The sequence below is a fragment of the Veronia nyctiphanis genome (assembly GCF_004116385.1).
In the GTDB taxonomy this organism is placed as follows: domain Bacteria; phylum Pseudomonadota; class Gammaproteobacteria; order Enterobacterales; family Vibrionaceae; genus Veronia; species Veronia nyctiphanis.
The window spans coordinates 30,777-54,124 of the sequence record NZ_PEIB01000035.1; the positions used below are offsets into that span (position 1 = coordinate 30,777).

Below are 23,348 nucleotides of genomic sequence, written 5' to 3' on the forward strand. Positions count from 1 at the left end.
TCTATGTTTTCACTTCGAATTACCTAACGTTTGATATATCTCATCAAAAACGACGCGAACTCGGCGGCTGGTGTGAAGCTCGCGATGCACCACCAGCCAATACTGCCCCTCAAAGACGACCTGTTCGGGGCAAAGGCGCACCATGTGCTCGCATTGCTCTGCGATGTTGGTGAACATGACCCCGATGCCTAAACCTTGTTTAGCCAGTGTCCAATGTGCTAGGTGACTATTTCCGCGCAGCATCACTTGAGCGTCACTGACATTAATCCCCTTTGACCGCAACTGCTCTAGGTATTGGTCTCGACCATCGGTAAAACCGATAAACTGGGCTTGGGTGAGTTCCTCGATGGTTTTAGGGAAACCCAATGATTGGGCATAACTCTTTGTGGCGTACAAACCTAATTCAAAATCACACAAAGGTTTGGCAATTAAATCTGGCTCGGTTGGTTGATAGGCGCGAATAGCAATGTCTGCCTCGCGCCGTTTCAAATCACTGCTGGTATCAGTGCCCATGATGTCTAACTGGAGATTAGGATACTGCTGATGCAATTTTTTCAACACAGGTGACAGCTCAAATGCGGCCATTACCATACAACTGATACGCACAGTGCCGGCAATACTGCTGTTGTGCCCCATGGCACTTAGTGATAGGGCAGAGGCAGCTTCCGCCATAATTTGTACATGCTCGACCAATGCCAGCGCCTGTGGGGTTGGCTCAATGCCTTTACCGACTCGTTCGAATAAGACAATGCCCAGGCTTCTTTCTAAAGCCGCCATCTGACGACTCAAGGTTGGCTGCGCCACCTGCAAAGTTTTAGCTGCCGCCGATAGTGATCCCTGCTCGATAGTAAGTAAGAATGCTTTGATATGATTCCAGTCAAAATTGACGGCCTGCCAGTTAATGGTCATGAACCTACTCTTGGTTTTCTATACATTTATGTATATTTGTTATCAACAATTATGCAATTTACATTAGATTCAATTGTGGCAGACTTTATCTTGTATTCTCAAGGAGATAGGAGACATTTCCCATGGCCGATGCCATCTTTTGGAACAAAATCGCTGACAAATATGCCGCTACTCCCATTGCCAATGAGTCGGTCTATCAAAAAAAATTGGCCATTACAGATAAATATTTGACTGAACAGTCAGAGATTTTAGAGTTTGGTTGCGGTACCGGATCCACTGCGCTGATTCACGCACCTAAGGTAAGCGACTATACCGCGCTCGACACTTCGGCGCGTATGATTGAAATAGCCCAAGAGAAGCTGCAACAAACTCCGCAGTCGAACCTGACGTTTGTCGAAAGCACATTGGAAAACTGGCAACAAGCGCATTCTGATACCAAGTATGATGTGATGCTGGGTTTAAATGTGTTGCACTTGATGGCCGACTACAGACAAGTGATCCGCCAAAGCTTTGATATGCTTAAGCCCGGTGGCTATTTCATTACCAGTAGTGCTTGCTTTGAGGGCTTTTCTTGGTGGAGCCTCGCCTTGCCTGTTATGAAGCTAATTGGTAAAGCGCCGCATGTAGAAAAATTTACCGCCAAACAGTTGATGCAAGCCATGCTCGATGCTGGTTTCGTTCTTGCTCAAGAGTGGAAACCCAGCCCAAAAGGTGGACAGACGTTTTTGGTGATGCAAAGACCCAAGTAGCCCAGTTGATTGATGGATTTAAAGACGGTCACGAGACCGTCAAACCTAGGTGATTTGTCTTTGTACGAAATCATGGCCGACGGAACAACAGGTTCAGCATCAGCATAGCCTCTTACCCAGGAATAGTATGCTGAAACATCCGCGGCTAACATTCAACGAAAAGATGACAGCTTTGGATCACAGCGATCGGAGGTTTTTTCTGCGTTAAATAAATATAATTAAAGCTGGCCCTTTTTGAGAGAGCCAGCTTCGTAGTTAGAAGACAATCTTTAGACGTTCACCTGCAACCTTTGATAGAGCTGAGCATCATTAGACGCTCTTTCTCGCAGCGCTAAAAGAGCAGTTTCTTCAGCACGCTGTACGTTCTCTGTCAGCTCGCGATAGCGCTGTACATACTCTAAACCAAACTGCTTTATCGATGTCTGGTCAAAACGAGAAGAGTGGGCGCGACTTTCCGCAACATATTCGTGGCGCTCATCATCTTCAAAATGTAAAAGTTCTGTGCTTTCGAGTAAGTACTTGGCCCTTTCATGTTTTGGTAGTTGCAGCAATGCTAGGTCGAGCTCGAACGTCGCAATCTTGCTGTCATAATCTGCAAGTCTGTCACATTCATATTGTGTTAAGAGTTTACCCGACAAGCATTTGTCTTTTATTTCCAGATAGTCCTTTTTTTCTGAGTCCAGTGCGAACAAATGTGAAAAATTCAGAATCAGGTTAATGTCGCTTTTACTGATAGTTGAGCTTCTGTTTGTTTTGAAATCTGACTTGAAGTGTTTCTCGACAGATAAAACGTTATTGCTCATTCCGTTCGACAGCTGATTGTCTGAATCACAGAAGGCCGCAGACCGGAGTCTGTTTTCTTCCATATACGTTCCTTATTTAATTGTTTCATCCTATGAGCCTTTCCGATTGCGGTTGGATCTAGCGTAAATTAACTACTACTCAATCGGGGATGACGAATATAAGAGTAATGAATGACACACCGACAGATTGACGTGCCCACAGTACTTAATACTCATCACTCTCTCTGTACCTAAGGCAAGGGTTAGGTTCCATTCAAGCTTTTGCGCGGTGGTTAGTAATTGGTAAGATGTGGATAAGCATGCGGAATTTATGACTGAAAATTAAAAAGTGCCCGGAACGCACACATCATCACGTGGCTGGTCGAATTGTGACATGCTTTCGTGCTAACCATCCCATGGTTTCCGGGCTAAATAGTTCGACAGGAACATTATCGAATTCATAGATACTTACAGGAGAAGAGAGAATTTAGATCAGTGAAAAGCCACATTGCTGCGACTTTTGAAGAATAAGCGACAATACCAAAGCGTCTTGGGTATGGCTTTCTGAGAAGACCCAACTCAATGAGAGCATAAACTGCCCACATTGAGAGGCTATTCCTATTCCCTGATTTATAAGTATCGGTTGGGTGGTGAGTTTCTTAGCCATTCAAGTGGCATTGAATAAGTCGGTTTAGGCTTTCCATACGGTATGATTTGTGGCCTGTGACAACAAACAAAAGGAGGTGGCAAAAATGACCCCGGATAAAAAGTTGAACCACGTAACATTGCATAAAATTGCATTAGCTGCATTTGCATATGTTGAATCTGCATTTGTTGCTGTTGAAGTTTGTATTTCAGGTACATTTCATTCTTTGAGCCACCATTGTGATATTTACCGCAGCAATGTTTGTGTTTAGGGCACTCGGGCTTTGGCTTTTCAGGCGGTTTATGCTCTGGGGGTTTTGCCACTGGCTTGTGCTCAGGGGGGGCTGGCTTATGCTTTTTCTTGTGCTTCAGAGCACCAAGAAGAGCAGCCCCGCCTGCGGCTACAACACCAATAGCTGCGATGGCCAAACAGATCATTATGAATTTCCTCCCAAATAGAAACTCACCGTCTTAAACGTGGCGAATTTCAGTTTTTATTCGAAATGACAAACGACACGGATTGCGGTTTCGCATATCAGTAGTGAAAATTAGCGATAGTTATTAAATTACATCTGAGCTTTATAAAACATCATTCATGATAATTAAATTTATTATCGTTCACTAATGTAAGTGCCTCCGGTTTCGTATTAATTATGTGAGTTGAGTGTCACGGAGTATGATTAAGTTCCCGTTGGAATCACTTAAATAATTAATATGCATTAGAGGAGATTAAATTAACTTTTAGCAATATATTAAATTAAAATATAGTTTAGAAGTTTAAAGTTAAATATATTATAATTTAATTCTCATGATGAGTGTTTTATACAGAGAAGAACTTATTTGTCAGAAAGCGGATTTAAAAAAGCGACCCACTTGGGCCGCCTTTCGTCGTGTTGTCTTTGGCTAGTATGAATAACTGGCTGCTAGCGAGTACCATGTTTTTCGTTGCTGTTGCAGTTCAGATTTCATTTTCTGCAATTGATTAAGCAAATCTGCCCGTTCGTACTTTTTAAGCAAACGACGCTTTTTAAGGTCAAAGAAACGTTTCTTCATCGCGTAGTAGTCAGTCATTCTGGCAAGAAGTGCATCGTACTCAAACTGAATAAGCTGGATACGCCGTTGATTTTCGTCACTCACGCTGAGCCTCGTTTTCAGTCTTGTTAGGAGCATCGTCGCCTTGGCTTTCTCGATTCTTTCCTCGGGCGTTATACGTAGTTTGGTTGTTAAACCTACCCACGAACCTGCTTTAATTAGCCATTTTGTTGGGTCAAACTGCCACCAATGAATACCATTTCGATAGTCATTCTCAAAGATGTGGTGGAAGTTATGGTAGCCCTCACCAAAGGTCAATAGCGCAAGAAAGCCGTTGTCTCTGGCAGAGTTTTTGTTGGTGTATGGTTGTTTACCCCAGATGTGAGCCAGTGAGTTGATGAAAAAGGTCGTGTGATGGTTCAACACCAGTCTCGTAAAACCGATTAAGATCAGTGCGCCCCAGATATCACCGTGGAGTACACCAAACACTAAAGGGATACCAAAGTTGGTTAGCAGAACCAGTGGTAGATAATACTTATGCTGCCACATCACGATTTTGTCTTTTTGAAGATCACGGCAATTGGTGTAATCCGCGTATCTATTTCGTTGATAATCTCTCAGCATCCATCCAATGTGAGAATACCAGAAACCACGGTTAGCGGAATATGGGTCGACGTCGTTGTCATCAACATGACGATGGTGAATTCTGTGATCAGAGGCCCAGTGGAGAATGCTATTTTGAATGGCAAATGCGCCGCCGAGAGCGAAGATGACTTTCAGGACAGAGTTAGCTTCATAAGCTTTGTGAGACCAAAGCCTGTGATAGCCAGCGGTTATGGACATACCCGTAAAGGTAAATGCCACACCTAGCATGATAAATTGAGCAAGGTCAAAGCCATGATGCCAAGCCCAAAGGGGGGTACCAATTGCCGCTACCGCAAAAGTGACGGTAAAGACAATGACATTGAGCCATAAGACTTTTGGCTGTTTAGGTTGTTGACTATCCATAATGATTTTGAAATTCCAGCGAACACTTGTGCGCTAGAATAATTGCCTCTGTTAAATTATGTCAAGAAATTATAGGGGAGCTGTAATGATTATGTGCCTAAATGTAAGAGGCGTGTTCGATCTCATACAGTTTCAGAGTTATGTGTGACTGTGTGAATCCTCGTCTCGAGGTGAAGAGCTTTCGGAAGTGATGTTAATTTGATAGGGAATAAGTGGCGGAGTTTTCGGTCTGTCAGTCAAAACTCCGACAAGGTTGTTACTGCCTAGTGGAATATCATAATGACGTTATATGGTGTACGGCAAAAAACACAGATTGAGTAATGGATAAGGATAAAAACGTTTGATTTTATCTTTCTCATGAGGAACTGGGAGTAATCAGTGCATTTATGGCAGAAGAGTATGCCCATATATGTATGCATAAGATTTATCATATCTTTATTTAATTAATTACTTAATATGTTTCACTGCTTTGAAATTTCGTTAATTTTCAGAAAATTTTTTATTCCAACGTACTATATATCTGGATAATAACTATTATTTTATGAACGCATATTAATTTCTTAGTCTTTGTGAAGTATTAATAATTATACGAATATAAATGATGATATTGGCGTAATGTGGCACGTATAAATATTCCAAAAAAATATGGCTTAGATAAAGATTAAATTAAGGCGTACATGATATAGGGGAATAAATCATGATTAGCAGGGAAGCATACAGGTTTGTGGAGCTGTCATGTCAGCACTACTACGAAATTGAGATACTCTTGCAAAATGGCGAAGAAATCAGTGGCTTTGCGAATAAAGTAGAGTTGATTGATATAAAAGGCGAACCTCGGGAGTTTCTCGTATTAAGGCAGCCTGGAATTAGCATTGATATTGCGCTTGATGAAGTATACGCAATAACCGCTATCACTGAAAATCCGCACTTCAATTATGTCAAGATTGCGGGAAGAAACGCAGCAGTGCCATATAAGGCAAAAAACTGTGCAAAAAAATAGGTGCTTGTTGAGTGTCATAAAACATCGGTAGTAAAGCTATACACTGCGTATTACATTAAAAACGACGAATTCTGATGTAATCGCGAGCAACTGTACTATGACAAAAAAGCTTTATGTTTTTCACTTAGACGAGACCCTTATCCGAACTGATTGCTCCGTTGAGTGGAATCAGTTCCTTGTTGAAAAAGGCGTGGTAAACGATCCGAATTATCTGGAGGAAGATCGTCGGCTGATGGCCGAGTATGCAGCGGGTAATCAAAATTTAGATGAATATCTAACGTTTGCATTGTCCCCGCTTGTTAGCATGCCCACCACTGACGTGAGCGCCTTGGTTGATGAGTGTATAACGACGAGGATCATCCCAACCGTCTATCCGGAAGCGAAGGCTCTGATAGATAAGCTCAGTGAAGAAAACACTCAGATGGTGATCATATCAGCGTCAGTCAGTTTTCTTGTCGAGGCAATAGCCGAAAAATTGGGTCTGAAAAATGCGCTGGGTGTTGACCTAGAAATACTAAATGGATGCTACACGCCGAAAGTAAGAGGTGTAGCCAGTTATAAAGAAGGGAAGGTGGCGCGTTTGAAGCAGTGGATGGAATCCGAATCTATTGCCGTTGATGAAATCCATTTTTATACAGACTCGATTAATGACTTAGCCTCTTGCCTCTATGCTGATCATGTTTATCTGGTTAACCCATGTGCAAAACTACGAGAATTTGCACGTAATACCGATTGGACTATTCTCCCTTGGGGAAATGCATAAACGCGCAGTAAACTCTGGTCTTTCTATGTATAAGTCACTCGATAGAGTGGCTTTTTACGTTTTGGTCGATAGTTTTATCAAAGGCGCTGACAGCCGAAGCTTGCTATGTTCAAATGGATACTCCTCCACCGCCACATTGATTTTGCATAGGCGGAAAAACTAAACAAAAAGGAGTCTTTTGTGAGTAAAGCGGTTGTATCTGATATTTTCGTCTATCCCGTAAAATCAGGTGGTAGCATTAATCTTTCTCAGTCATGGGTGGAGAAAGAGGGCCTGTCTTTTGATAGGCGTTTTATGATTGCTGAAACCAGCGGAAAGATGCTTACGGGTCGAACTTCTGTCGAAATCCCTCAAATAACAATCACGTTACAGCCAGACGGGCTTACCTTCACTCACCCTACAATGTCTCCGCTGATACTAAAATATTCAACATTCGCGATGGACACCTTCAAGACCGGTGTCTGGGATGACGAATTTGAGGGGTTTACAACCACTTCAACCGCAGACGCGTGGCTGAGCCACCTGATAGGAAAAAGTGTCAAGTTACTCTATACCGGAGAGAAATCGCCTAGGCATGGTTCGAAAGCCAAAGTCGATGTCAGCTTCGCTGATGCATTTCCCTTACTTTTGATTTCAGAAGCCTCTCTTGAAGCACTTAATGACCGAGCTCCTGAACCCGTCAGTATGTCTCAGTTCAGGACGAACCTCGTAGTAAAAGGGACGAAACCTTTCGAAGAGGACTCTTGGGCAAAAATCAAAATTGGACAAGTAGAGTTTAAGGTTGATTGTCCATGTAGCCGATGTGTGTTTACAACACTCGATGTTGATGCCGGTATTTATCACCCAAAAGGGGAGCCAATAACCACACTCAGTAAATTCAGGACTGACGGAGATGGAAACGTCAACTTTGGCATGAATATCGTGGCTCTCAACGAAGGTGTCATTTCTGCTGATGACGACATTGAGGTATTGGAATACCGCGACACAGAGGTTTACGAAGATAACACAACGCCAAAATCCCGCCTTGTCTGTGAGGAACGTGAAGAGGTAGCCAAAGACTTTATGACATTCTGGTTGAAGCCTGAAAACGGCGACGTACCTGAATATAAAGCAGGGCAACACCTTCCTATTGATTTTTCTATTAACGGTAACATTGTTCAAAGACGTTACACACTCTCTTCTTCACCAACGCGTCCAGACAGATTGTCTATTTCAGTGAAGCGCGTAGAGGGCGGGTTGGTCTCAAACTGGTTACACGATCATTTTCAGGTCGAAAGCGGTATAAAAGCACAGCTTCCATCGGGTGATTTTCATCTTGATGACGCACCTGAAAAGCGTCAATCTCTGCTCTTTCTCTCCGCGGGAAGTGGTGTCACTCCCATGGTATCTATGCTGCGGTCATTAGCGGATCGTGACCAAGTCAACGATGTTGTGTTTTTCCATCAATGTCGGTCTGAAGAGGATATTCCGTTTATCAGTGATTTGAATGACATTGCAGAGCGGTATCCGAGCCTTAAGATTATGATCAACCTGACTCAGCCAAGCGTTGATTGGGTCGGGATGACTGGGCGTCTTGACCAAGGTCATCTGTCGGCCATTCCGGACCTTCAGGTAAGAGAGACGTTTGTTTGTGGACCACAAGGGTTCATGGAGTCTGCCATGGATTTACTTAAGACCGCAGGCGTTGCAGAATCTCAACTGCATCAGGAATTCTTTGCATCGCCTGAAGTGAAAAATGACGAGGTGTCTAAGCCAGTTGGAATCCAGATTGATGGTGAGTATGTTCGAGGTGACAATCAGCGCGTATTGTTAACTCAGGCTGAAGAAGCGGGATTGAACCTTCCTTACAGTTGTCGCGCAGGCGTTTGCGGCACGTGTAAAGTGAAATTGGTGTCAGGTGAAGTCGAACAGCCAGATATGCCAGGTCTGATGCCCGGAGAGAGTGACGATGGCATGATTTTGGCCTGTTGCTGCGTACCAAAGACAGATATTGAAGTCATTACGCTTTAACTCGATGACGCTCATCATTTGAAATTTGTAGGGCACCTCAACACGAGGTGCCTTATTTTTGAAAGCGCGGCTTTCATTCTTTCATGACCCGTTGACATCTATGCACTTATGAATTGCCCACTACGTGACGTTTAGATAAAATCGCGCTATGGCGCTATGATTAGACGTAATGGTTTTGACATATTGAATTCTAAATTCGAAGGGGCGCAGTAGGTGTTCAGCGCGGAGTAGGTTTAGGTTCGATAATACGAAGAGTTTTGGTTTGCCGCTAAAGATACTGCTCGCTGATGCTTCCTCTTTTTCTGCCAAGCAGCTCGTCAGAACGTTGCCTGAGAGTTTTAGTCGTCATGTTCAGACAGTGCATAACGCGCACGATATGTGTCAGTCACTGTTAACCAGTCAGTTTGACGTACTTATCTTTGATACTGGTTTCGAGTCCTTAGACACCACGGACGCTATCGACCATTTGCGGAAAGAGCAGAGTGAAATACAGATCATTGCCGTGACAGTTGATATGCAATCAGAGAATAAAGAGATGCTGATTGCCTCGGGTGTTGAGTATATTTTACAAAAACCTGTTAGTGCCGCTCAGCTAGAAAGTACTTTGTCTGTCTTGTCCGAAAGCAAACAAAAGAAGGATACCCCTCCCTCAGTTGATGTTTTGATTTCTGCGCTTGGCGCCAGAGAGGTTTATATTGAGGCGGTGCGTTTGGCAATCGCTGAAATCTGCGATAAAAACCACGTTAATGACAACTTTGTTCTTGCTGGATTTACGTCTCAGGTAAACGTGATACGCACAAGCGAATTAACGATGACAGTATTCCACCGGTTGAAAGAGGCATCATATCGAACATTTGTCACCGAATTGGGGGCGGAAGGCATTTCAGCAGAATGTTTACTTCTGTTGCCCAAGTGCACAGCAGATCAATATCAGGGGTGGTTGAACGTAGGTGATAGCGTTGAAATAAACGACCAAGAGTCAGCGCGAGACTTCGCGTTGCTAATGACATCTCGAATTGTGTCGGCATTCGGCCAGCAGATGGGGTTAAACTTTACGCTACAGTGCCCCCAACGTCTCGATGAAGTTTTTGAAATGTCGACAAATGATTTGGTGAAATTGGAAAAGTGCTTTGAACACAAAGTCGCCATTGAATTTCATTTTTGGATAGAGAGTAAAGCGTCCGAAGTGTCAGTGTTATTGATTTTTACCGATGATTCAATTCCTCTCGTGAACAATAAGTTGGCGTATCTGAGTGAAGAGGAGTGACAACATTGTCAGATGATGAATTTGATGCTCTCAACCGGATGCTGGATATTATTCAGCATATTGATGTTGGCGTTATTGTCCTCAACAAGAATCTGGAAATTGAGCTTTGGAACAGCTTCATGACTCATCACACCGGCTTCTTATCAAATCAGGTAAAGAATAAGCGTCTTTTTGAGGTGTTTCCCACAATTGATCAAGGCTGGTTTATGTCGAAAATTTCTCCGGCTTTCGAACATAAAGTGGCACAATTTAGTCTAAACAGTGACAGAGAACCCTATTTTTTGGGCCGCTCCACACGCCCTATCACCGGAAAAAAACGTCCTGTCCGACAGGATGTGACGTTTAAACCGTTAACAAGTCTGACTGGTAAGGTCAGCCATATCGGGGTGTTTATATATCACCGTTAAGGCTGTTTACGATAGACCGAACTCTTTGCAAATCCAGCTAAACGGGCACGGCAACGATTTTATGTATGCCGCACCTACGAATTACTTAAATTTTACAATTTGGCGCCTGCATTTTTTGCCCGGGTAATACACCTATGGCGGCTCGCAAATCATTAATTCGCGTGTTGCTGGAAGGGTGAGTGGATAAAAGTTCTGGTGGCGCACCTTTCGAGCTCTGGCCATGTTTTGCCATAAAGTTACACTTTGATTCGGTCTAAAACCCGCTTCGTTCATGATTTTCAGGCCGATTAAGTCAGACTCGGTTTCATGTGCGCGGCTGAAAGGGAGGATCACACCAAGCTGAAGACCAATGCCAAGACCTGACATGATTTCATTTTTGTATTCGCTTTGCAGTGCCACACTCGCTATCTGTAGCGCAGAGTTACTGGCGATAGAGTGGGATACGCGTTCTGCACCATGATTTGCCAGCACATGACCGATTTCATGTCCGATAACAGCAGCAAGTTGATCTTGTGTTTTTGCTACTTTAAGCAGGCCGGTATAAACGCCAATCTTTCCGCCAGGGAGCGCGAAGGCGTTGACCTGAGGGCTATCAAAGACAACAACTTCCCATTGTTTAAATTCGGCTTGCGGCGGCACAACACGAAGCAAAGCGTCAGTCACACAGTTAACGTACCTGACGGTTGATCTGTTTGAGCTGATTTTTTCTTTTTGTTTTATTTCATCAAATGCTTGTAAACCCATTTGTGCCATTTGCTGGCCATCAGTGATGATGAATTGACTCCTGCCAGTTGGAGATGTTGCACAGGCGGTCAGCAAACACATTGCTCCAACGAGAGCTGCTTTAAGACTGTGATGACTCATTGAAACGTCCCTTTTTTAATTTCATTAATCCAAGCTTAGCATTGTCACATGGCTGAGTTTACCTAAAAATAAAGAACAAACTGATTAGCGTAAATAGGGATGTATTTTGGCGATTTGGAAAAAAGACATTTCACTCGAAAACCTGAACAAAACATCTGAAGACACCATGGTGGAGCATTTAGGTATTGTATTTACAGCATTTGACGAGAAGAGCATTTCAGGCACAATGCCTGTCGATAAGCGGACTCATCAACCACTTGGTCTATTGCACGGTGGTGCATCTGTAGTATTGGCAGAAACTTTGGGCTCGGTAGCAGCTAACTTTGCTGTTGATGAGGGGAAATATTGCGTCGGTCTCGACATAAATGCGAATCACGTGAGGGCTGTTCGTTCTGGCACGGTGACTGGCCGTGCCACTGCTGTGCATATTGGTGCCACAACGCATGTCTGGGCGATTGAAATTACTGATGAGCGAGACAGACTCGTCTGTACCTGCCGCCTTACTATTGCGGTGTTGAAGAAAAAGAGAAATTAAATTGGTTATAGATATTCCGGGCGGAAAGTTAATCGTGACTGCCCATGAAGTTATGGTGAAGCTACAGCAAAACAGAATGACGCTTCAGGCGCAAACGGACGATATTAGCATCCTGGGCGGCGCTAATATGCTTGTCGCCAATGGCGGTAGTGTCAACTGGAGTATTTCTCTTGGCTCAGAGGAAATAGCCAAAAATGTGAGTGAAGCTAGCGGCGTAGCAATAAAGCGATAAAAAAGCCGGACGCTTATGTCCGGCTCTGTTTTTTATACGAATCTTTTGATTCAGCGAATATATGGCGCTCTTAACTACAGAGAGTTAGCACTCTGCATTGACTTCATAACTGGTAAATTTACGGATATTGATAACGCCAGTATCAAAGAATAAGTACTGTCCTTTTATTCCTTGCAACACACCAGAAACGACTGGGTTTTTATCAAAGTTATGAGAGCTGATCTTTGTCGGGTGTTGTTCGACGGGGTAGCTAATTTCAACGACTTCCTGTTGTATGTCCTCGATGGCATCGTCACCAAACTCTGCAGTGATTGAAGCAAGTTGTTCTTTGACCATAGGAATCAGACGTGCAGCTTCTGCGTGCAAGTCTATGTTGTCATTGTCGCCCTTGAGCATTGCTCGCCAGTTGGTTTTGTCGGCGACCCAATTGCCTAGGGCGATTTCAACCAGACCAGAAATGTGACGCGTTTTTACTTTCATAATCGGCAGTGCTTGAGTGGCACCTTGGTCAATCCAACGCGTTGGGATCTGGCTTGCCCGAGTAATACCCACCTTTAGGCCTGAGGTATTTGATAGGTAAACGATGTGGTCAGTCATACAAAACTGTTGGCCCCATTCCGGCTCACGGCATGTCCCTTCAGCAAAATGACAGGTTTCAGGTTTCATAATGCACATATCACAGCGGGCAAGCTTTTTCATGCAAGGAAAACAATGTCCTTGGCTATAGCTTTTCTTGGTTTTTTTACCGCATGCATCGCAGTATATATTTCCGGTATGGGTAAGGGTGAGTGATTTTCCGATCAGGTCGTTCAGTAAGATTTCTTCCTTACCAACAGGTAAACGGTATTGTACAGCACCCTCGAGAGAGCTGCGCATTTTGCTCAAAGTTCCAGTAATCATTGCTATCTACTTATTGTGTTTTTGGCAAGTGTATCAGAGAGGGCTGGTGTTCGCTGGCTAAAATCGATGCATTTAAACCTGTATGTAACGTAAGTGGAAAATAGGCAAAAACCACAAGCCTAAAGCCCAGCTACTGAAGGGTAACAGAGACTGGACAATGATCGGAAAGTCGATGATTTGCGCTCAGGTGATAGGGATATTGATATTGTTCAGCCTTTACAGTCTTGCTGCTGATGAGCAATTGACTACTTAAGATATGATCGACGAGGTTTGTGTAAACCATTTTTTCCCAACGTTGCAGTCTGTGATTGTAACGTTTTACTTTACACTGAGATGAAACGTTTTTGGTCAACAAGGCTGGTTGTGATGCGTGACCATCCGACAGTATCTGAGAAACGCGATTCCCCTCAATATTAAGGTAATGATTAAAATCGCCTGCAATCATGTACTGCTGCTGTTTTTTCTCTCTGTCTGAAATCCATGCGTTTAATTCGTCAGCTTGTTCATAGAGCTTTCGACAATCACGTGTTCGCTTCGAGTGCTTGTGGAAGCACCCTGATTTTAAATGTATAGAGAGAAGGTGTATGGGTTTCGAATTCATCGGCCTGATTTCAATATAATCGCCATATCTCAAGCCACTTTTGCGGAAAAAACTGGGTAAAGACAGAGCGACGTCGTCCGGGTGGTCGAGGACGGTTAACCCCATTTTGACAACCCACCCAGTATATTGCTGACTAGTGATAGATGGCTGGTCATCTCGTCGTTCGGAAAAGTAAATTGCATATTGATCTGATGGAACAATCCGCCGCAAAGCGTCTTCTGAGTCAACTTCTTGAAAAGCCATTACATCGGGCTCAATGTCTGAAAATATCTGAGCAAGTGCCGAATAGTCTGTATCGACGCGCTTCGTTTGCTCCAAATCCCCTTTATCAGACAGCCACTCTAGATTCCAAGTCGTTACTTTTATTGCCGCAGTCGCTTTCGCTGAAAAAAAGTACAGGCAAACAACAAGCACAAAATAGACAACACTATAAGTGGTCTGATTTCGGTCTGAGGTGTTTGGTCTTCGCGGTAAAACGATCATGGCGTTCAAATAGCTATCATGTCTGACATAACTTCATAATTTGCATAAATATACAGACATGGCGCTCATTTTCAAAAGTGATAGATACTTGATGAGGTATTACGCGAAGTTTTTGCTGTGGATTGGATGAAAAGCCATCATTGTTTGATGGCGAATTGAGCTGTAAAAACAGTTGTTCATTTCTATTGCCAAATTTACAGCATAAAAGACCCCAAAACATTCATGTGTAAGGTTTTACCGACGTGAAACTTTGTGTATGTTGTCTGGCATACTGAGATAAGTAAAAAGAGATAAGGAAGTTACTTATGTTTGATCTGCTTACGCCTGCTCAGCAGGATCCTATTCTGTCTTTGACGATTGCATTCAGAGAAGATCCTCGAGAGCAGAAAATCGATCTGGGTATTGGTGTTTATCGCGATAACAATGGCCAGACACCTATCATGCAAGCCGTGCGCAAAGCGCAGCAGCAGCTGGCAGAGACTCAGGAATCTAAAAGTTATGTTGGCCTAGCAGGCAGTGAGCCTTTCAATCAGGCGATCACCGACCTGCTTTTAAAAGGGACTGATGGCTATAGCCGCAGTGCGACTGTGCAAACACCGGGTGCCAGTGGTGCGCTCCGTATGCTGGCTGACTTGATGCATGTTGCTAAGCCGCAAACGACAGTCTGGATCAGTGACCCAAGCTATGTGAATCATAAGCCTGTTATGGAAGCTGCAGGCCTTAAAGTACGTTTCTACCCGTACTTCGACCGTCAGACGAAAACAGTAAATATCGACGCGATGCTGAAAACGCTGTCAGAAGCAGGTCAGGATGACGTAGTACTTCTGCACGGTTGTTGCCACAACCCAACGGGTGCAGACATTCGCCCAGAACATTGGCAAGCAATCACTGAAATGGCGCAAAAACAAGGTTTCACGCCGTTTGTTGACATCGCCTATCAGGGCTTTGGTGATGGTATTGAAGAAGATGCTTATGGCGTTCGTTTGCTTGCAGACAACGTTGAAGAACTAATGATCTCAACGTCATGCTCAAAGAACTTTGGTCTTTACCGTGAGCGTACCGGTGCAGCAATCGTTGTGAGCAAAAACCGCGAAACAGCTTGAATGCAAAAGGTCGTATCCTGACTCTGGCGCGTGCAACTTACACAATGCCGCCTGATCACGGTGCAGCGATTGTCGAAAAAGTACTGACACAACCAGAACTGACTCAAATCTGGCGTCAAGAGCTGGACGACATGAATGCTCGCATTCTGCGTCTTCGTGAAGGTCTGAGTGGTGCGCTGAAGGCCCGTTGTGGAGATGACCGCTTTGAGTTCATCAAAGAACATAAAGGCATGTTCTCTGTACTGGGTATGGAAACTGCCCAAGTTGATCGCCTGCGCGACGAGTTTGGTATTTATGCTGTTGGCGATAGTCGCATTAACATTGCAGGCCTTGCTGAAGCCGATATTGATTATCTTGCAGACGCACTGATTGCCGTTTCGTAATTTGGTAATACGCTAACAAAAAAGCCAGTGTATGAAGCACTGGCTTTTTTTATGTCTGAGCTTGTTAAGAGGCGCTTAGCGTTTGTTTTTGAGATAACGCTTGCGTCTCTCTTCTTTTCTCGCTGCTTTCTCTTCCGCTTTACGTTGATTTTCTTCTTCAACTTCAACCAATTCCTGAGTGATCATGTCGGGATGTTCAAGGGTGATTAAGCCTAAAGTGCCATTCCTTAGATCATTTATCAGTATCTCGGATACTTTATGAATATCGATTCGACCACCGGCACGAAGACAACCCCGTTTCCTGCCAATCTCTTCCATCAGCTCTATTTCAGTTTCAGGCAGTTCACCCAGTCCATAGCGCTCTTGCAGCAGTTGAGGATATTTAGTCGCGAGATACTCAACGGTATAAAACGCAACGTCTTCATATTCCATTGCTGTATCTTTTACAGCACCAGTTGCAGCTAACCGGAATCCACTGTGTGGGTTTTCAACTTTTGGCCACAGAATTCCCGGTGTGTCAGAAAGCACAACGCCATTTTGTAGATTGATACGTTGCTGTTGACGAGTGACTGCTGGTTGGTTACCTGTTTTGGCGACGACACGGCCTGCCAACGTGTTGATGATGGTCGATTTACCCACATTCGGGATGCCCATAATCATAGTTCGGATATTCTTACCGGTTTCCTGACGGTGCGGAGCAAGCTTCTGGCACAGGTCCATGATCTTGTTCACTTCGCTGACTTGCTCGGTAGTGATCGCCATGGCTTTTACGCCTTGCTCTTTTTCAAGATGCTCCAGCCATATTGCCGTCATCTCAGGGTCAGCAAGGTCGCGCTTGTTTAGCACTTTAATCACTGGCTTATCGCGGCGAATTCGACGGATGAGGGGGTTCTCGCTGCTAAAAGGGATTCGAGCGTCCAATACTTCTATGATGACATCGATCTTTGGAACGACTTCTTGAATCTCTTTTTGCGCCTTGTGCATGTGGCCAGGAAACCATTGGATGGACATGCGTTTTTCCTCTATCCGTTGTAATGGGTGCCATAGTTTAATGATTATATTGGATTTGACCAGAAACTTATCAAATGAGCACGTTTAAGTGATTTTTAATAGAGAGAAGGTATTAAGTTCGAATTGGTGAATGATGAACAAATAAGGGAGCTTGTGCTCCCTTATTAAATACCATCGTCTGAGATGCCATAGCCCGTTTAACCTGCTCCCCCGAAAGTGAGCAAGATGGTCGATAAAGGCGGAACGAAGGCAATAATCAACCAGGCAACGCAGAGTGCGAAGAGATAAGGCAGTACAAACTTAACGATAGTGAAATACGGAATACCCGTTATCCCGCTTGCTACGTAAAGATTCAGACCATACGGCGGGGTGATAAATCCAACCGCATCACCGACAAGAAAGATGACCGCAAAGTGAATGGGGTCAACACCGACACTGTAGGCGATAGGCGCTAAGATTGGTGCAAGAATGATGGTATTCGGAAGGCTTTCTAATACCGTTCCTGCTAGCAAAACCATCAACATACAAGTCAATAAGACCAGTGTCGGACTACCGATGCTGTTCATCCAGCCCGTTACTATTTCACCAACGCCGAGTAACGATAAAAGCTGCTGCATAACGACAGAGACGGCGATCAGCGGTGCCAACATACCTGTAATTTGCCCTGAGCGCATTAATATCGTTGGCAGGTTTTTAATTTTCACCTGACGGGTAACTAACACACCCGCAATCAAGCAAAACCCCACTGTTACACCAGCGGCCTCTGTAGGCGAAAACTTGCCCGAGTAAATGCCGTACAAGACGATAGCAATAGCAATAATACCCAAGTATGCCCTGAAGCCTGCTTTGATGATCCGCTTGGGTTGAAAGGCAATCATGGTTCCCCAGCCGTTACGTTTCGAGACGATGTAGCAGGCAAGTTGCATGGCAAAAACCATCAACAATCCGGGAATCATACCGCCGATAAACAAATCACTGATCGATAAATCAAGCAAAAAACCATAAACAATAAAGATAATACTCGGCGGGATGATAATACCAACAGTACCGCCAGCCGCGGCCGTGGCAGCTGCAAAGCGTTCATCATAGCCATTTTTAGCCATTTCAGGTTGCATTATCGAGCCAATGGTTGCGGTTGTGCCCGCATTTGAGCCTGAAATGGCAGCGAACATACCGCAAGCTCCGATTGTCGCCATGCCTAAACCGCCGCGTACAAACCCTAAAATTGAATAGGCAAAATCAGACATTTTTTTTGCTATTCCAGCGGCATTGATCAAATCACCGGTCATAATAAACAGGGGCAACGCTAATAGGCCAAAAAAGTTTAGCCCTTCAAATAACGTTACACCTATATTTGCAAGCGTAAAATCGATAACAAGACTACATCCTACAATCCAGAACCCAATAACAAGAAATATAGGAACACCGAGAATAAAGAGTGCGGTCACAGCTAAAGATATTAACGTGATAATTGTTCCATCTGACATAATTAACCCTCGTATTAGTCTAAAAGTGAGGCATTAATTGTAAATGCTTCTTTATTTCTATATTTAATTACATCTTCATAGAGGTTTTGCAAGACACGAATAATTATTAAACCCCATGCCAGTGGTGTCGCCAAATAAAACCACCACTCCATCACGTCATCAGTACCGCCTACGATGGCAAAATTATCGTAAGCTAACCAAGTTTGGTGGGTTGAGTGGTAAATGACTACTCCAGCGAATATGATCCATAAAGTTGCATCTAAGATAAGGCAAAAAAATTGCAGGCGGTATGGAAAACGTTGCCTAACTTCCGTTAAGGCAAGGTGTGTTCGCTTTTTTATATTATAAGAAGCGCCAAACCAAGTAACCCATAAAAATAATAAAACGGGTACTGTTGTGCTCCATGCCACCTGCTCATTAAAAAGGAAGCGTCGAATTACCTCAACGAATATAATCGCTGCCATTGAGGTATAAGTGATCAGTATAATCACCTTCTCTGTATTATTATTTAACCAGTTCAAGATAAAAGTTAATACGCTGCTTTTTCTTTCTTTTACAGAGTTGTCAATTACGTGATTATCCATTACACCAACATCCCTAGCCATTTCTACTTCCTTTCTCTGACGTTGTATCAGCCTTATAAGACCAGACACCTCAATAAAAAATATTTATAGTTTTAGCTCATCCACCAACGCTGAGGTTGGACATTTACGACATCTGTATCTTTTGGTATTTCTCGCGCGATATCGTAAATTTCTTGATAAGTATCATGACCGCCAGACCACTTATTAAGTCTATCTCTCCATTTCTCCCATGGTTTCGGATTAAACTCAGGCGAACACATCTCTTCAGCTTTTCTTAATTCAGCATCTGACAGCGTCGCAACGCGGGTATTATTATTCGCAAAGATGGTTCCGGGTTTAGGTGGATTGGTTGCGCCAACAACATCAATCAGTGCAGCTTCGTTCATTCCTTGCGTGAAGATTTGTGCCAGGTAGGCTGATTCCATAACGTCGTCCTGCAAGTCAGAACCGAGCTTTTCGAAAACAGGTAAACTCATAGCGGTATGCTCTGTACCGCAGAAGAATTTAAGATCGACACATTGTGAAACGACCGGAGACATACCGGCATAAGCCACCGCACCCATCCATGTTTCAGCACCATCGATCAGACCCTGTTTCAGGCCATCCAAGGTTTCTTCCCATGCAATAGGTACCGGATTCAGGTTCATCAACTCCATTGCGATTCTGCCGAGTTGTGTTCCAGTAACACGGTTCTTTGTGCCGGCTAACTGGTCAATCGAGGTAACCAAAGGTTTATCTTTCCACTTAAGGCCTAACTGGATTCCTCGCAACTCGCAGTGAGTGAACAAAAACTGAATATTATGTCGTTGTCTCAATGGCTCTCTGAGCAAGGTTTCACTCTTATTGCTGTAGAAGAAGTGGAATTGAGCTGCCCGGGAAGGAAACATATAGGCGTAGTCGAGCACATTCAGATAAGGTGCGCCCCCTGCGGAGTTTTGCGTTGATGCAGAGTAGATATCAACGATGCCTTGCTGGGTTTTCTTGACGCAATTTGTTTGACCACAGATTTGGTTGCTACCAATAAACTCAACGCGTATTGCGCCGTTGGTCCGTTCTTCCAAATCTCTCGCAAAGAAGAGTTGTCCTGACTTTTGAATGTCGAGGTTTTTTTCGTTAAAGCCAGATGCACCGAATTTGAGCTGAAATTTTGGTGCAACGGTATACCGTTTTTTCTGAGTAGCTTCAGCGGCATTTGCCAGTGAGGAAAGTGAAGCCCCTGCGCCAACCGCTCCAGCGGCAATGAGCGATGAAGTCATACCAAATTTGGCAGAGACTTTCATGAAATCCCGGCGTGAAAAAGCCGATTTATCCTTACCCATTTCTGTCACTCCTTTGTGTTGTAGATTGCCCGTGCTTACTACTGCGTGCCTCTGTCATTTTCGATGTGTGGGACAGCGGCACTAAAACACCTGAGTACTTACGCAACCGAAATGCTTGTTAAACGATAGTTGCGATATTGTTTAAATCAAGTTCATTTTTATCACCGATTTGTCAAAAATCAAGTATTGACTTAAAAATTCGGGACGATTAATCTCGAAAGTGTCCTTTGTGAGATTCCATAGAGGCAGAGAATATGTCCATAAAAAAGAGAAGAGTCATTTTTGAACCGTGGTGACGTGGAGTAATTGAACAGCTATCCATACCAAGAGTGATTCATCGTCAAAGAAAAGGAGATGATGAAAAAATGAGTTTTCACGCTGAAAAGTATGACTTTATTGTTGTTGGCGCAGGGAGCGCGGGCTGTGTTGTGGCAAGCAGACTATCTGAGAACCCGTTCATTAAAGTGCTACTGATTGAAGCTGGATCAAAAGACAATAACCCATGGCTGCATATACCTGTTGGATATTTTAAGACGATGCACAACCCCAAAACCGACTGGTGTTTCATAACTGAGCCAGATCCGGGAATAAACAATCGTCAGTTGCAATGGCCTCGCGGCAAGGTACTGGGAGGGTCCAGCGCGTTGAACGGGCTACTCTATATCCGCGGTCAACGTGAAGATTACGACCGATGGTCTGATCTTGGGAATGCAGGTTGGTCCTACGATGAAGTTTTACCTTACTTTAAGAAATCTGAAGATCAGGAGCGAGGTGAAGATGCCTACCACGGAGCCGGCGGGCCGCTGAAAGTCAGTGATTTAAGGCTAAGGAGGCCGATTGCTGACATGTTTATTGAAGCTGCTAAAAACAGTGGTATCCCTTACAACAACGATTGTAATGGGAAAGATCAAGAAGGCGTTGGATTCTACCAACAGACAGCCAGCAACGGACTGAGATGCAGCACAGCAAAGGCATTTCTGAAAAGTGCTAAGTCGAGAACGAATCTTGATATCGTTACCTGTTCTCATGCCACTAAGGTATTGATTGAAAACCAGCGTGCTGTTGGCGTTGAATTCGAAAAAAATGGAGAACGGCACCGAGTATTTGCAGAAAAAGAAGTGATTTTAAGTTGTGGCGCAATTGGTAGCCCTCAAATACTTCAGCTGTCTGGTATCGGACCAAAAGCGCTTCTAGAAAAGTATGATATCCCACTGGTCTGTGATTTACCTGGTGTCGGTGAGAACTTGCAAGACCACCTACAAATTAGGTTAGTGTATAAGACGAGTCAAAGAACGCTCAACGACGAACTGAATAATATATTTAAACGAATGGCGGTAGGCCTTCAGTATATTTTTACACAATCTGGCCCTTTAACTCTCGCAGCTAGTCAAGTTTATGTATTCACAAAATCAAATGAGGACGAGCCTCGACCCGATATTCAATTTCATATGCAGCCCTTAAGCGCTGATAAACCGGGTGATGGTGTACATCCATTTTCGGCTTTTACGTCTTCTGTCTGTCAACTGAGGCCGTATTCTCGTGGTCGAGTTCGAATCGTATCATCAGATCCTAAAGTGCATCCTGCGATTGATTCATGTTATCTGTCTGATCAAAGAGACCAACAAGTTGCTATTGATGCTATTAAAGTTGCTCGTCGCATTGCAAATACAAGCCCGCTGGCTGAGCACATTATCAGTGAGCATGTTCCCGGCGAAAATTATCAGACAGACGAAGAGTTATTGGCGGCAGCAAGAAAGTATAGTCAGACGATTTATCATCCGACGAGTACCTGCAAAATGGGGAAGGATGCGACTTCAGTAGTAGATGAAAGACTCCGTGTTCATGGCGTTAAAAACCTGCGCATTGTCGACGCATCAATAATGCCGGAAATTACCTCCGGCAATACCAATGCGCCGACGATTATGATCGGAGAAAAAGCAGTGGACATGATAATTCAAGACCATTTTTCGCCTAGCGCTGAGGATCATGCTCAGAAGGAGCGAACTCCCCAAACTCAGTGACAGCAAATCGTTGAGCAGCATTGCGGAGCGCAGGTAAAAATTGCCTGAGCTCCTCTATCGATTTCCTAGCTGATGGTGCATGCACGGCGATTGTAAACACCACCTGATTTGACTTATCAAAAACAGGTACAGCGACAGCAACCATATCATCTAAAAATTCACCATTGTCTGTGCCCATTCCCGACTCGCAGATGCTCTCTAAGTGTCGCTCCAACGTATTCACATCGGTGATTGTTTTCTCCGTTTCCTTAGTCAGTGTTATCGACTTTAACAAACGTTTTCGCGTGGCTTTTGGCATATTTGCTAAAAACAATTTACCTGAGGCCGTGCAGTGGAGCGGATAGTGTTTTCCTACGGGCAACTGGATTCGATATGGCCAGTTTGTTTCAACGCGCTCGAGGTAAAGAATTTCGTTACCATCCAGAATGGTCAGGTTACATGTCTCACCTACCTCTTTAGATAAGTCAGAGAGGATGATTTTTCTGTGGCTGTTGAGAGAAGAGTGTTTAAGCGCATCTCTGGCCATGTCTCTAAACTCATCACCCACCGAGAATTTTTTACCGTTGGGCTCTCTTTTAAGGTACCCCTGTTCTTCTAGTTGTTGTGCAATTCTGTGAACCGTTTGTTTGGGTAAATCTAACTCTTCAGCAAGATAGGCACTGGAGACTGCACGTCCTGTTTTGACAACAAGCTTAAGCAGTTCGAAACCTCTCACTAGTGTCGATTGTGTCTCTTTCATGTACGTTCTCGCACTCTCGAAGTGGTTTTTCCTATTGTTTATCTCTCAATCATATCATATGGAATTGATGAAATTGAGATTATAAGTCTCAAATCTGTACATGATTGCTCCGGTTTGATGGTCGCTGAGTGTCTTTTTCCATACAAAAATAGAGAGTTAATTGATATTAACTCTCCAATGATAAATTAATCCTAACAAAAGATAATTAGAGTAATTAATTATCAAAATTGACACAAAAAATAAATGAATGATGGGTCATTGTAAAATCGTGTTCATATAAATACTATTCAAATATCCAAGCTGATGGGGGTATTGAAAGGAAAAATAGCTCTGAAGATGTTTAGCAAATTCCCGTATTTGCGTAAGAACAAGCTTTGGGGAAGTCATTTCTGGCAGAGGGGTTATTTCGTTGATACGGTCGGCATCAATGAAGAAATAATTCGTCGATATGTAAGACACCAAGAAAAGGTGGAAAAGCAAAGTCAGTTAGAGATAGAGCTAGAATAGCCAAGAG

The 23,348-nt window shown here is 43.8% G+C and carries 20 protein-coding genes and 3 pseudogenes; 11 read left to right on the plus strand and 12 right to left on the minus strand.

Annotated features, from left to right (window positions below):
• Positions 1-9: 9 nt before the first annotated feature.
• A complete protein-coding gene (locus CS022_RS20390) occupies positions 10-909 on the minus strand; it encodes a LysR family transcriptional regulator (RefSeq protein ID WP_129123791.1) in 900 nt (299 codons plus the stop codon).
• A gap of 122 nt (positions 910-1,031) precedes the next feature.
• Between CS022_RS20390 and CS022_RS20395 the strand changes: the two genes are divergently transcribed.
• A complete protein-coding gene (locus CS022_RS20395; RefSeq protein WP_129123792.1) occupies positions 1,032-1,658 on the plus strand; it encodes a class I SAM-dependent methyltransferase in 627 nt (208 codons plus the stop codon).
• Between the two features lie 269 nt (positions 1,659-1,927).
• On the opposite strand, the gene CS022_RS20400 is transcribed toward CS022_RS20395, so the two are convergent.
• The 3 genes from CS022_RS20400 to CS022_RS20410 all read right to left on the minus strand — a co-directional run bounded on the left by CS022_RS20400 (position 1,928) and on the right by CS022_RS20410 (position 5,125).
• Entirely contained in the window at positions 1,928-2,524 is a 597-nt protein-coding gene (locus CS022_RS20400) for a hypothetical protein (protein WP_129123793.1), read from the minus strand.
• A gap of 546 nt (positions 2,525-3,070) precedes the next feature.
• On the minus strand, positions 3,071-3,523 hold the full coding sequence (locus CS022_RS20405; RefSeq protein ID WP_129123794.1) for a hypothetical protein: 453 nt from the start codon (positions 3,521-3,523) through the stop codon (positions 3,071-3,073).
• 465 nt (positions 3,524-3,988) lie between these two features.
• Positions 3,989-5,125 carry a fatty acid desaturase gene (locus CS022_RS20410; RefSeq protein WP_129123795.1) on the minus strand — a complete coding sequence of 379 codons (1,137 nt, stop codon included), beginning with the start codon at positions 5,123-5,125 and terminating at the stop codon, positions 3,989-3,991.
• A 697-nt stretch (positions 5,126-5,822) separates the two neighbouring features.
• On the opposite strand from CS022_RS20410, the gene CS022_RS20415 reads away from it, so the two are divergent.
• From CS022_RS20415 to CS022_RS20435, 5 genes are all read left to right on the plus strand, one after another.
• Positions 5,823-6,125: a Rho-binding antiterminator gene (locus CS022_RS20415; protein ID WP_129123796.1), complete on the plus strand. Its 303-nt coding sequence runs from the start codon at positions 5,823-5,825 to the stop codon at positions 6,123-6,125.
• A 97-nt stretch (positions 6,126-6,222) separates the two neighbouring features.
• A complete protein-coding gene (locus tag CS022_RS20420; protein ID WP_129123797.1) occupies positions 6,223-6,888 on the plus strand; it encodes an HAD family hydrolase in 666 nt (221 codons plus the stop codon).
• 180 nt (positions 6,889-7,068) lie between these two features.
• Complete coding sequence (locus CS022_RS20425; RefSeq protein ID WP_129123798.1) at positions 7,069-8,898, plus strand: hybrid-cluster NAD(P)-dependent oxidoreductase; 1,830 nt, start codon at positions 7,069-7,071, stop codon at positions 8,896-8,898.
• Positions 8,899-9,160: 262 nt separating this feature from the next.
• Positions 9,161-10,165: a response regulator gene (locus CS022_RS20430; protein WP_161569696.1), complete on the plus strand. Its 1,005-nt coding sequence runs from the start codon at positions 9,161-9,163 to the stop codon at positions 10,163-10,165.
• 5 nt (positions 10,166-10,170) lie between these two features.
• A complete protein-coding gene (locus CS022_RS20435) occupies positions 10,171-10,572 on the plus strand; it encodes a PAS domain-containing protein (protein WP_129123800.1) in 402 nt (133 codons plus the stop codon).
• A gap of 85 nt (positions 10,573-10,657) precedes the next feature.
• Here the strand turns inward: CS022_RS20435 and CS022_RS20440 are convergent.
• Positions 10,658-11,436: pseudogene (locus tag CS022_RS20440) on the minus strand (M48 family metallopeptidase).
• 106 nt (positions 11,437-11,542) lie between these two features.
• Here CS022_RS20440 and CS022_RS20445 point away from each other — a divergent pair.
• Both CS022_RS20445 and CS022_RS20450 read left to right on the plus strand, forming a co-directional pair.
• Positions 11,543-11,971: a hotdog fold thioesterase gene (locus CS022_RS20445; RefSeq protein WP_129123801.1), complete on the plus strand. Its 429-nt coding sequence runs from the start codon at positions 11,543-11,545 to the stop codon at positions 11,969-11,971.
• A 1-nt stretch (position 11,972) separates the two neighbouring features.
• On the plus strand, positions 11,973-12,203 hold the full coding sequence (locus tag CS022_RS20450; RefSeq protein WP_129123802.1) for a DUF3389 family protein: 231 nt from the start codon (positions 11,973-11,975) through the stop codon (positions 12,201-12,203).
• 84 nt (positions 12,204-12,287) lie between these two features.
• On the opposite strand, the gene CS022_RS20455 is transcribed toward CS022_RS20450, so the two are convergent.
• Together CS022_RS20455 and CS022_RS20460 are read right to left on the minus strand one after the other, a co-directional pair.
• The gene (locus tag CS022_RS20455; protein WP_129123803.1) at positions 12,288-13,103 is read right to left on the minus strand and encodes a DUF2797 domain-containing protein; all 816 of its coding nucleotides are present in this window, start codon (positions 13,101-13,103) and stop codon (positions 12,288-12,290) included.
• Between the two features lie 130 nt (positions 13,104-13,233).
• Positions 13,234-14,187 (minus strand): endonuclease/exonuclease/phosphatase family protein, encoded by a 954-nt coding sequence (locus CS022_RS20460; RefSeq protein ID WP_235869830.1) that lies wholly within the window; start codon positions 14,185-14,187, stop codon positions 13,234-13,236.
• A 305-nt stretch (positions 14,188-14,492) separates the two neighbouring features.
• Here CS022_RS20460 and CS022_RS20465 point away from each other — a divergent pair.
• Positions 14,493-15,673 (plus strand): annotated as a pseudogene (locus CS022_RS20465) (amino acid aminotransferase).
• A gap of 75 nt (positions 15,674-15,748) precedes the next feature.
• On the opposite strand, the gene ylqF reads toward CS022_RS20465, so the two are convergent.
• The 4 genes from ylqF to CS022_RS20485 form a co-directional block, all read right to left on the minus strand.
• On the minus strand, positions 15,749-16,684 hold the full coding sequence (gene ylqF / locus CS022_RS20470) for a ribosome biogenesis GTPase YlqF (protein WP_129123805.1): 936 nt from the start codon (positions 16,682-16,684) through the stop codon (positions 15,749-15,751).
• A gap of 197 nt (positions 16,685-16,881) precedes the next feature.
• Positions 16,882-18,171 carry a TRAP transporter large permease gene (locus CS022_RS20475; RefSeq protein WP_129123806.1) on the minus strand — a complete coding sequence of 430 codons (1,290 nt, stop codon included), beginning with the start codon at positions 18,169-18,171 and terminating at the stop codon, positions 16,882-16,884.
• Between the two features lie 14 nt (positions 18,172-18,185).
• Complete coding sequence (locus CS022_RS20480) at positions 18,186-18,776, minus strand: TRAP transporter small permease (protein ID WP_235869825.1); 591 nt, start codon at positions 18,774-18,776, stop codon at positions 18,186-18,188.
• 71 nt (positions 18,777-18,847) lie between these two features.
• Complete coding sequence (locus CS022_RS20485) at positions 18,848-20,011, minus strand: TRAP transporter substrate-binding protein (protein ID WP_129123812.1); 1,164 nt, start codon at positions 20,009-20,011, stop codon at positions 18,848-18,850.
• A 428-nt stretch (positions 20,012-20,439) separates the two neighbouring features.
• Between CS022_RS20485 and CS022_RS20490 the strand changes: the two genes are divergently transcribed.
• A complete protein-coding gene (locus CS022_RS20490; RefSeq protein ID WP_129123807.1) occupies positions 20,440-22,095 on the plus strand; it encodes a GMC family oxidoreductase in 1,656 nt (551 codons plus the stop codon).
• Here the strand turns inward: CS022_RS20490 and CS022_RS20495 are convergent.
• Positions 22,046-22,834, minus strand: coding sequence for an IclR family transcriptional regulator (locus CS022_RS20495; RefSeq protein WP_129123808.1), 789 nt, complete (start codon positions 22,832-22,834; stop codon positions 22,046-22,048). The two genes, CS022_RS20490 and CS022_RS20495, sit on opposite strands and share 50 nt — an antisense overlap.
• A 285-nt stretch (positions 22,835-23,119) precedes the next feature.
• Between CS022_RS20495 and tnpA the strand changes: the two are divergent.
• Positions 23,120-23,341 (plus strand): annotated as a pseudogene (gene tnpA / locus CS022_RS20500) (IS200/IS605 family transposase); the annotation flags it as partial.
• Positions 23,342-23,348 lie beyond the last annotated feature (7 nt).

Coding starts and splice junctions, on each gene's coding strand:
- CS022_RS20390 (WP_129123791.1), bottom strand. CDS start 909: ATGACCATTAACTGGCAGGCCGTCAATTTTGACTGGAATCATATCAAA.
- CS022_RS20395 (WP_129123792.1), top strand. CDS start 1,032: ATGGCCGATGCCATCTTTTGGAACAAAATCGCTGACAAATATGCCGCT.
- CS022_RS20400 (WP_129123793.1), bottom strand. CDS start 2,524: ATGGAAGAAAACAGACTCCGGTCTGCGGCCTTCTGTGATTCAGACAAT.
- CS022_RS20405 (WP_129123794.1), bottom strand. CDS start 3,523: ATGATCTGTTTGGCCATCGCAGCTATTGGTGTTGTAGCCGCAGGCGGG.
- CS022_RS20410 (WP_129123795.1), bottom strand. CDS start 5,125: ATGGATAGTCAACAACCTAAACAGCCAAAAGTCTTATGGCTCAATGTC.
- CS022_RS20415 (WP_129123796.1), top strand. CDS start 5,823: ATGATTAGCAGGGAAGCATACAGGTTTGTGGAGCTGTCATGTCAGCAC.
- CS022_RS20420 (WP_129123797.1), top strand. CDS start 6,223: ATGACAAAAAAGCTTTATGTTTTTCACTTAGACGAGACCCTTATCCGA.
- CS022_RS20455 (WP_129123803.1), bottom strand. CDS start 13,103: ATGATTACTGGAACTTTGAGCAAAATGCGCAGCTCTCTCGAGGGTGCT.
- CS022_RS20460 (WP_235869830.1), bottom strand. CDS start 14,187: ATGATCGTTTTACCGCGAAGACCAAACACCTCAGACCGAAATCAGACC.
- ylqF (WP_129123805.1), bottom strand. CDS start 16,684: ATGTCCATCCAATGGTTTCCTGGCCACATGCACAAGGCGCAAAAAGAG.
- CS022_RS20475 (WP_129123806.1), bottom strand. CDS start 18,171: ATGTCAGATGGAACAATTATCACGTTAATATCTTTAGCTGTGACCGCA.
- CS022_RS20480 (WP_235869825.1), bottom strand. CDS start 18,776: ATGGCTAGGGATGTTGGTGTAATGGATAATCACGTAATTGACAACTCT.
- CS022_RS20485 (WP_129123812.1), bottom strand. CDS start 20,011: ATGACTTCATCGCTCATTGCCGCTGGAGCGGTTGGCGCAGGGGCTTCA.
- CS022_RS20490 (WP_129123807.1), top strand. CDS start 20,440: ATGAGTTTTCACGCTGAAAAGTATGACTTTATTGTTGTTGGCGCAGGG.
- CS022_RS20495 (WP_129123808.1), bottom strand. CDS start 22,834: ATGAAAGAGACACAATCGACACTAGTGAGAGGTTTCGAACTGCTTAAG.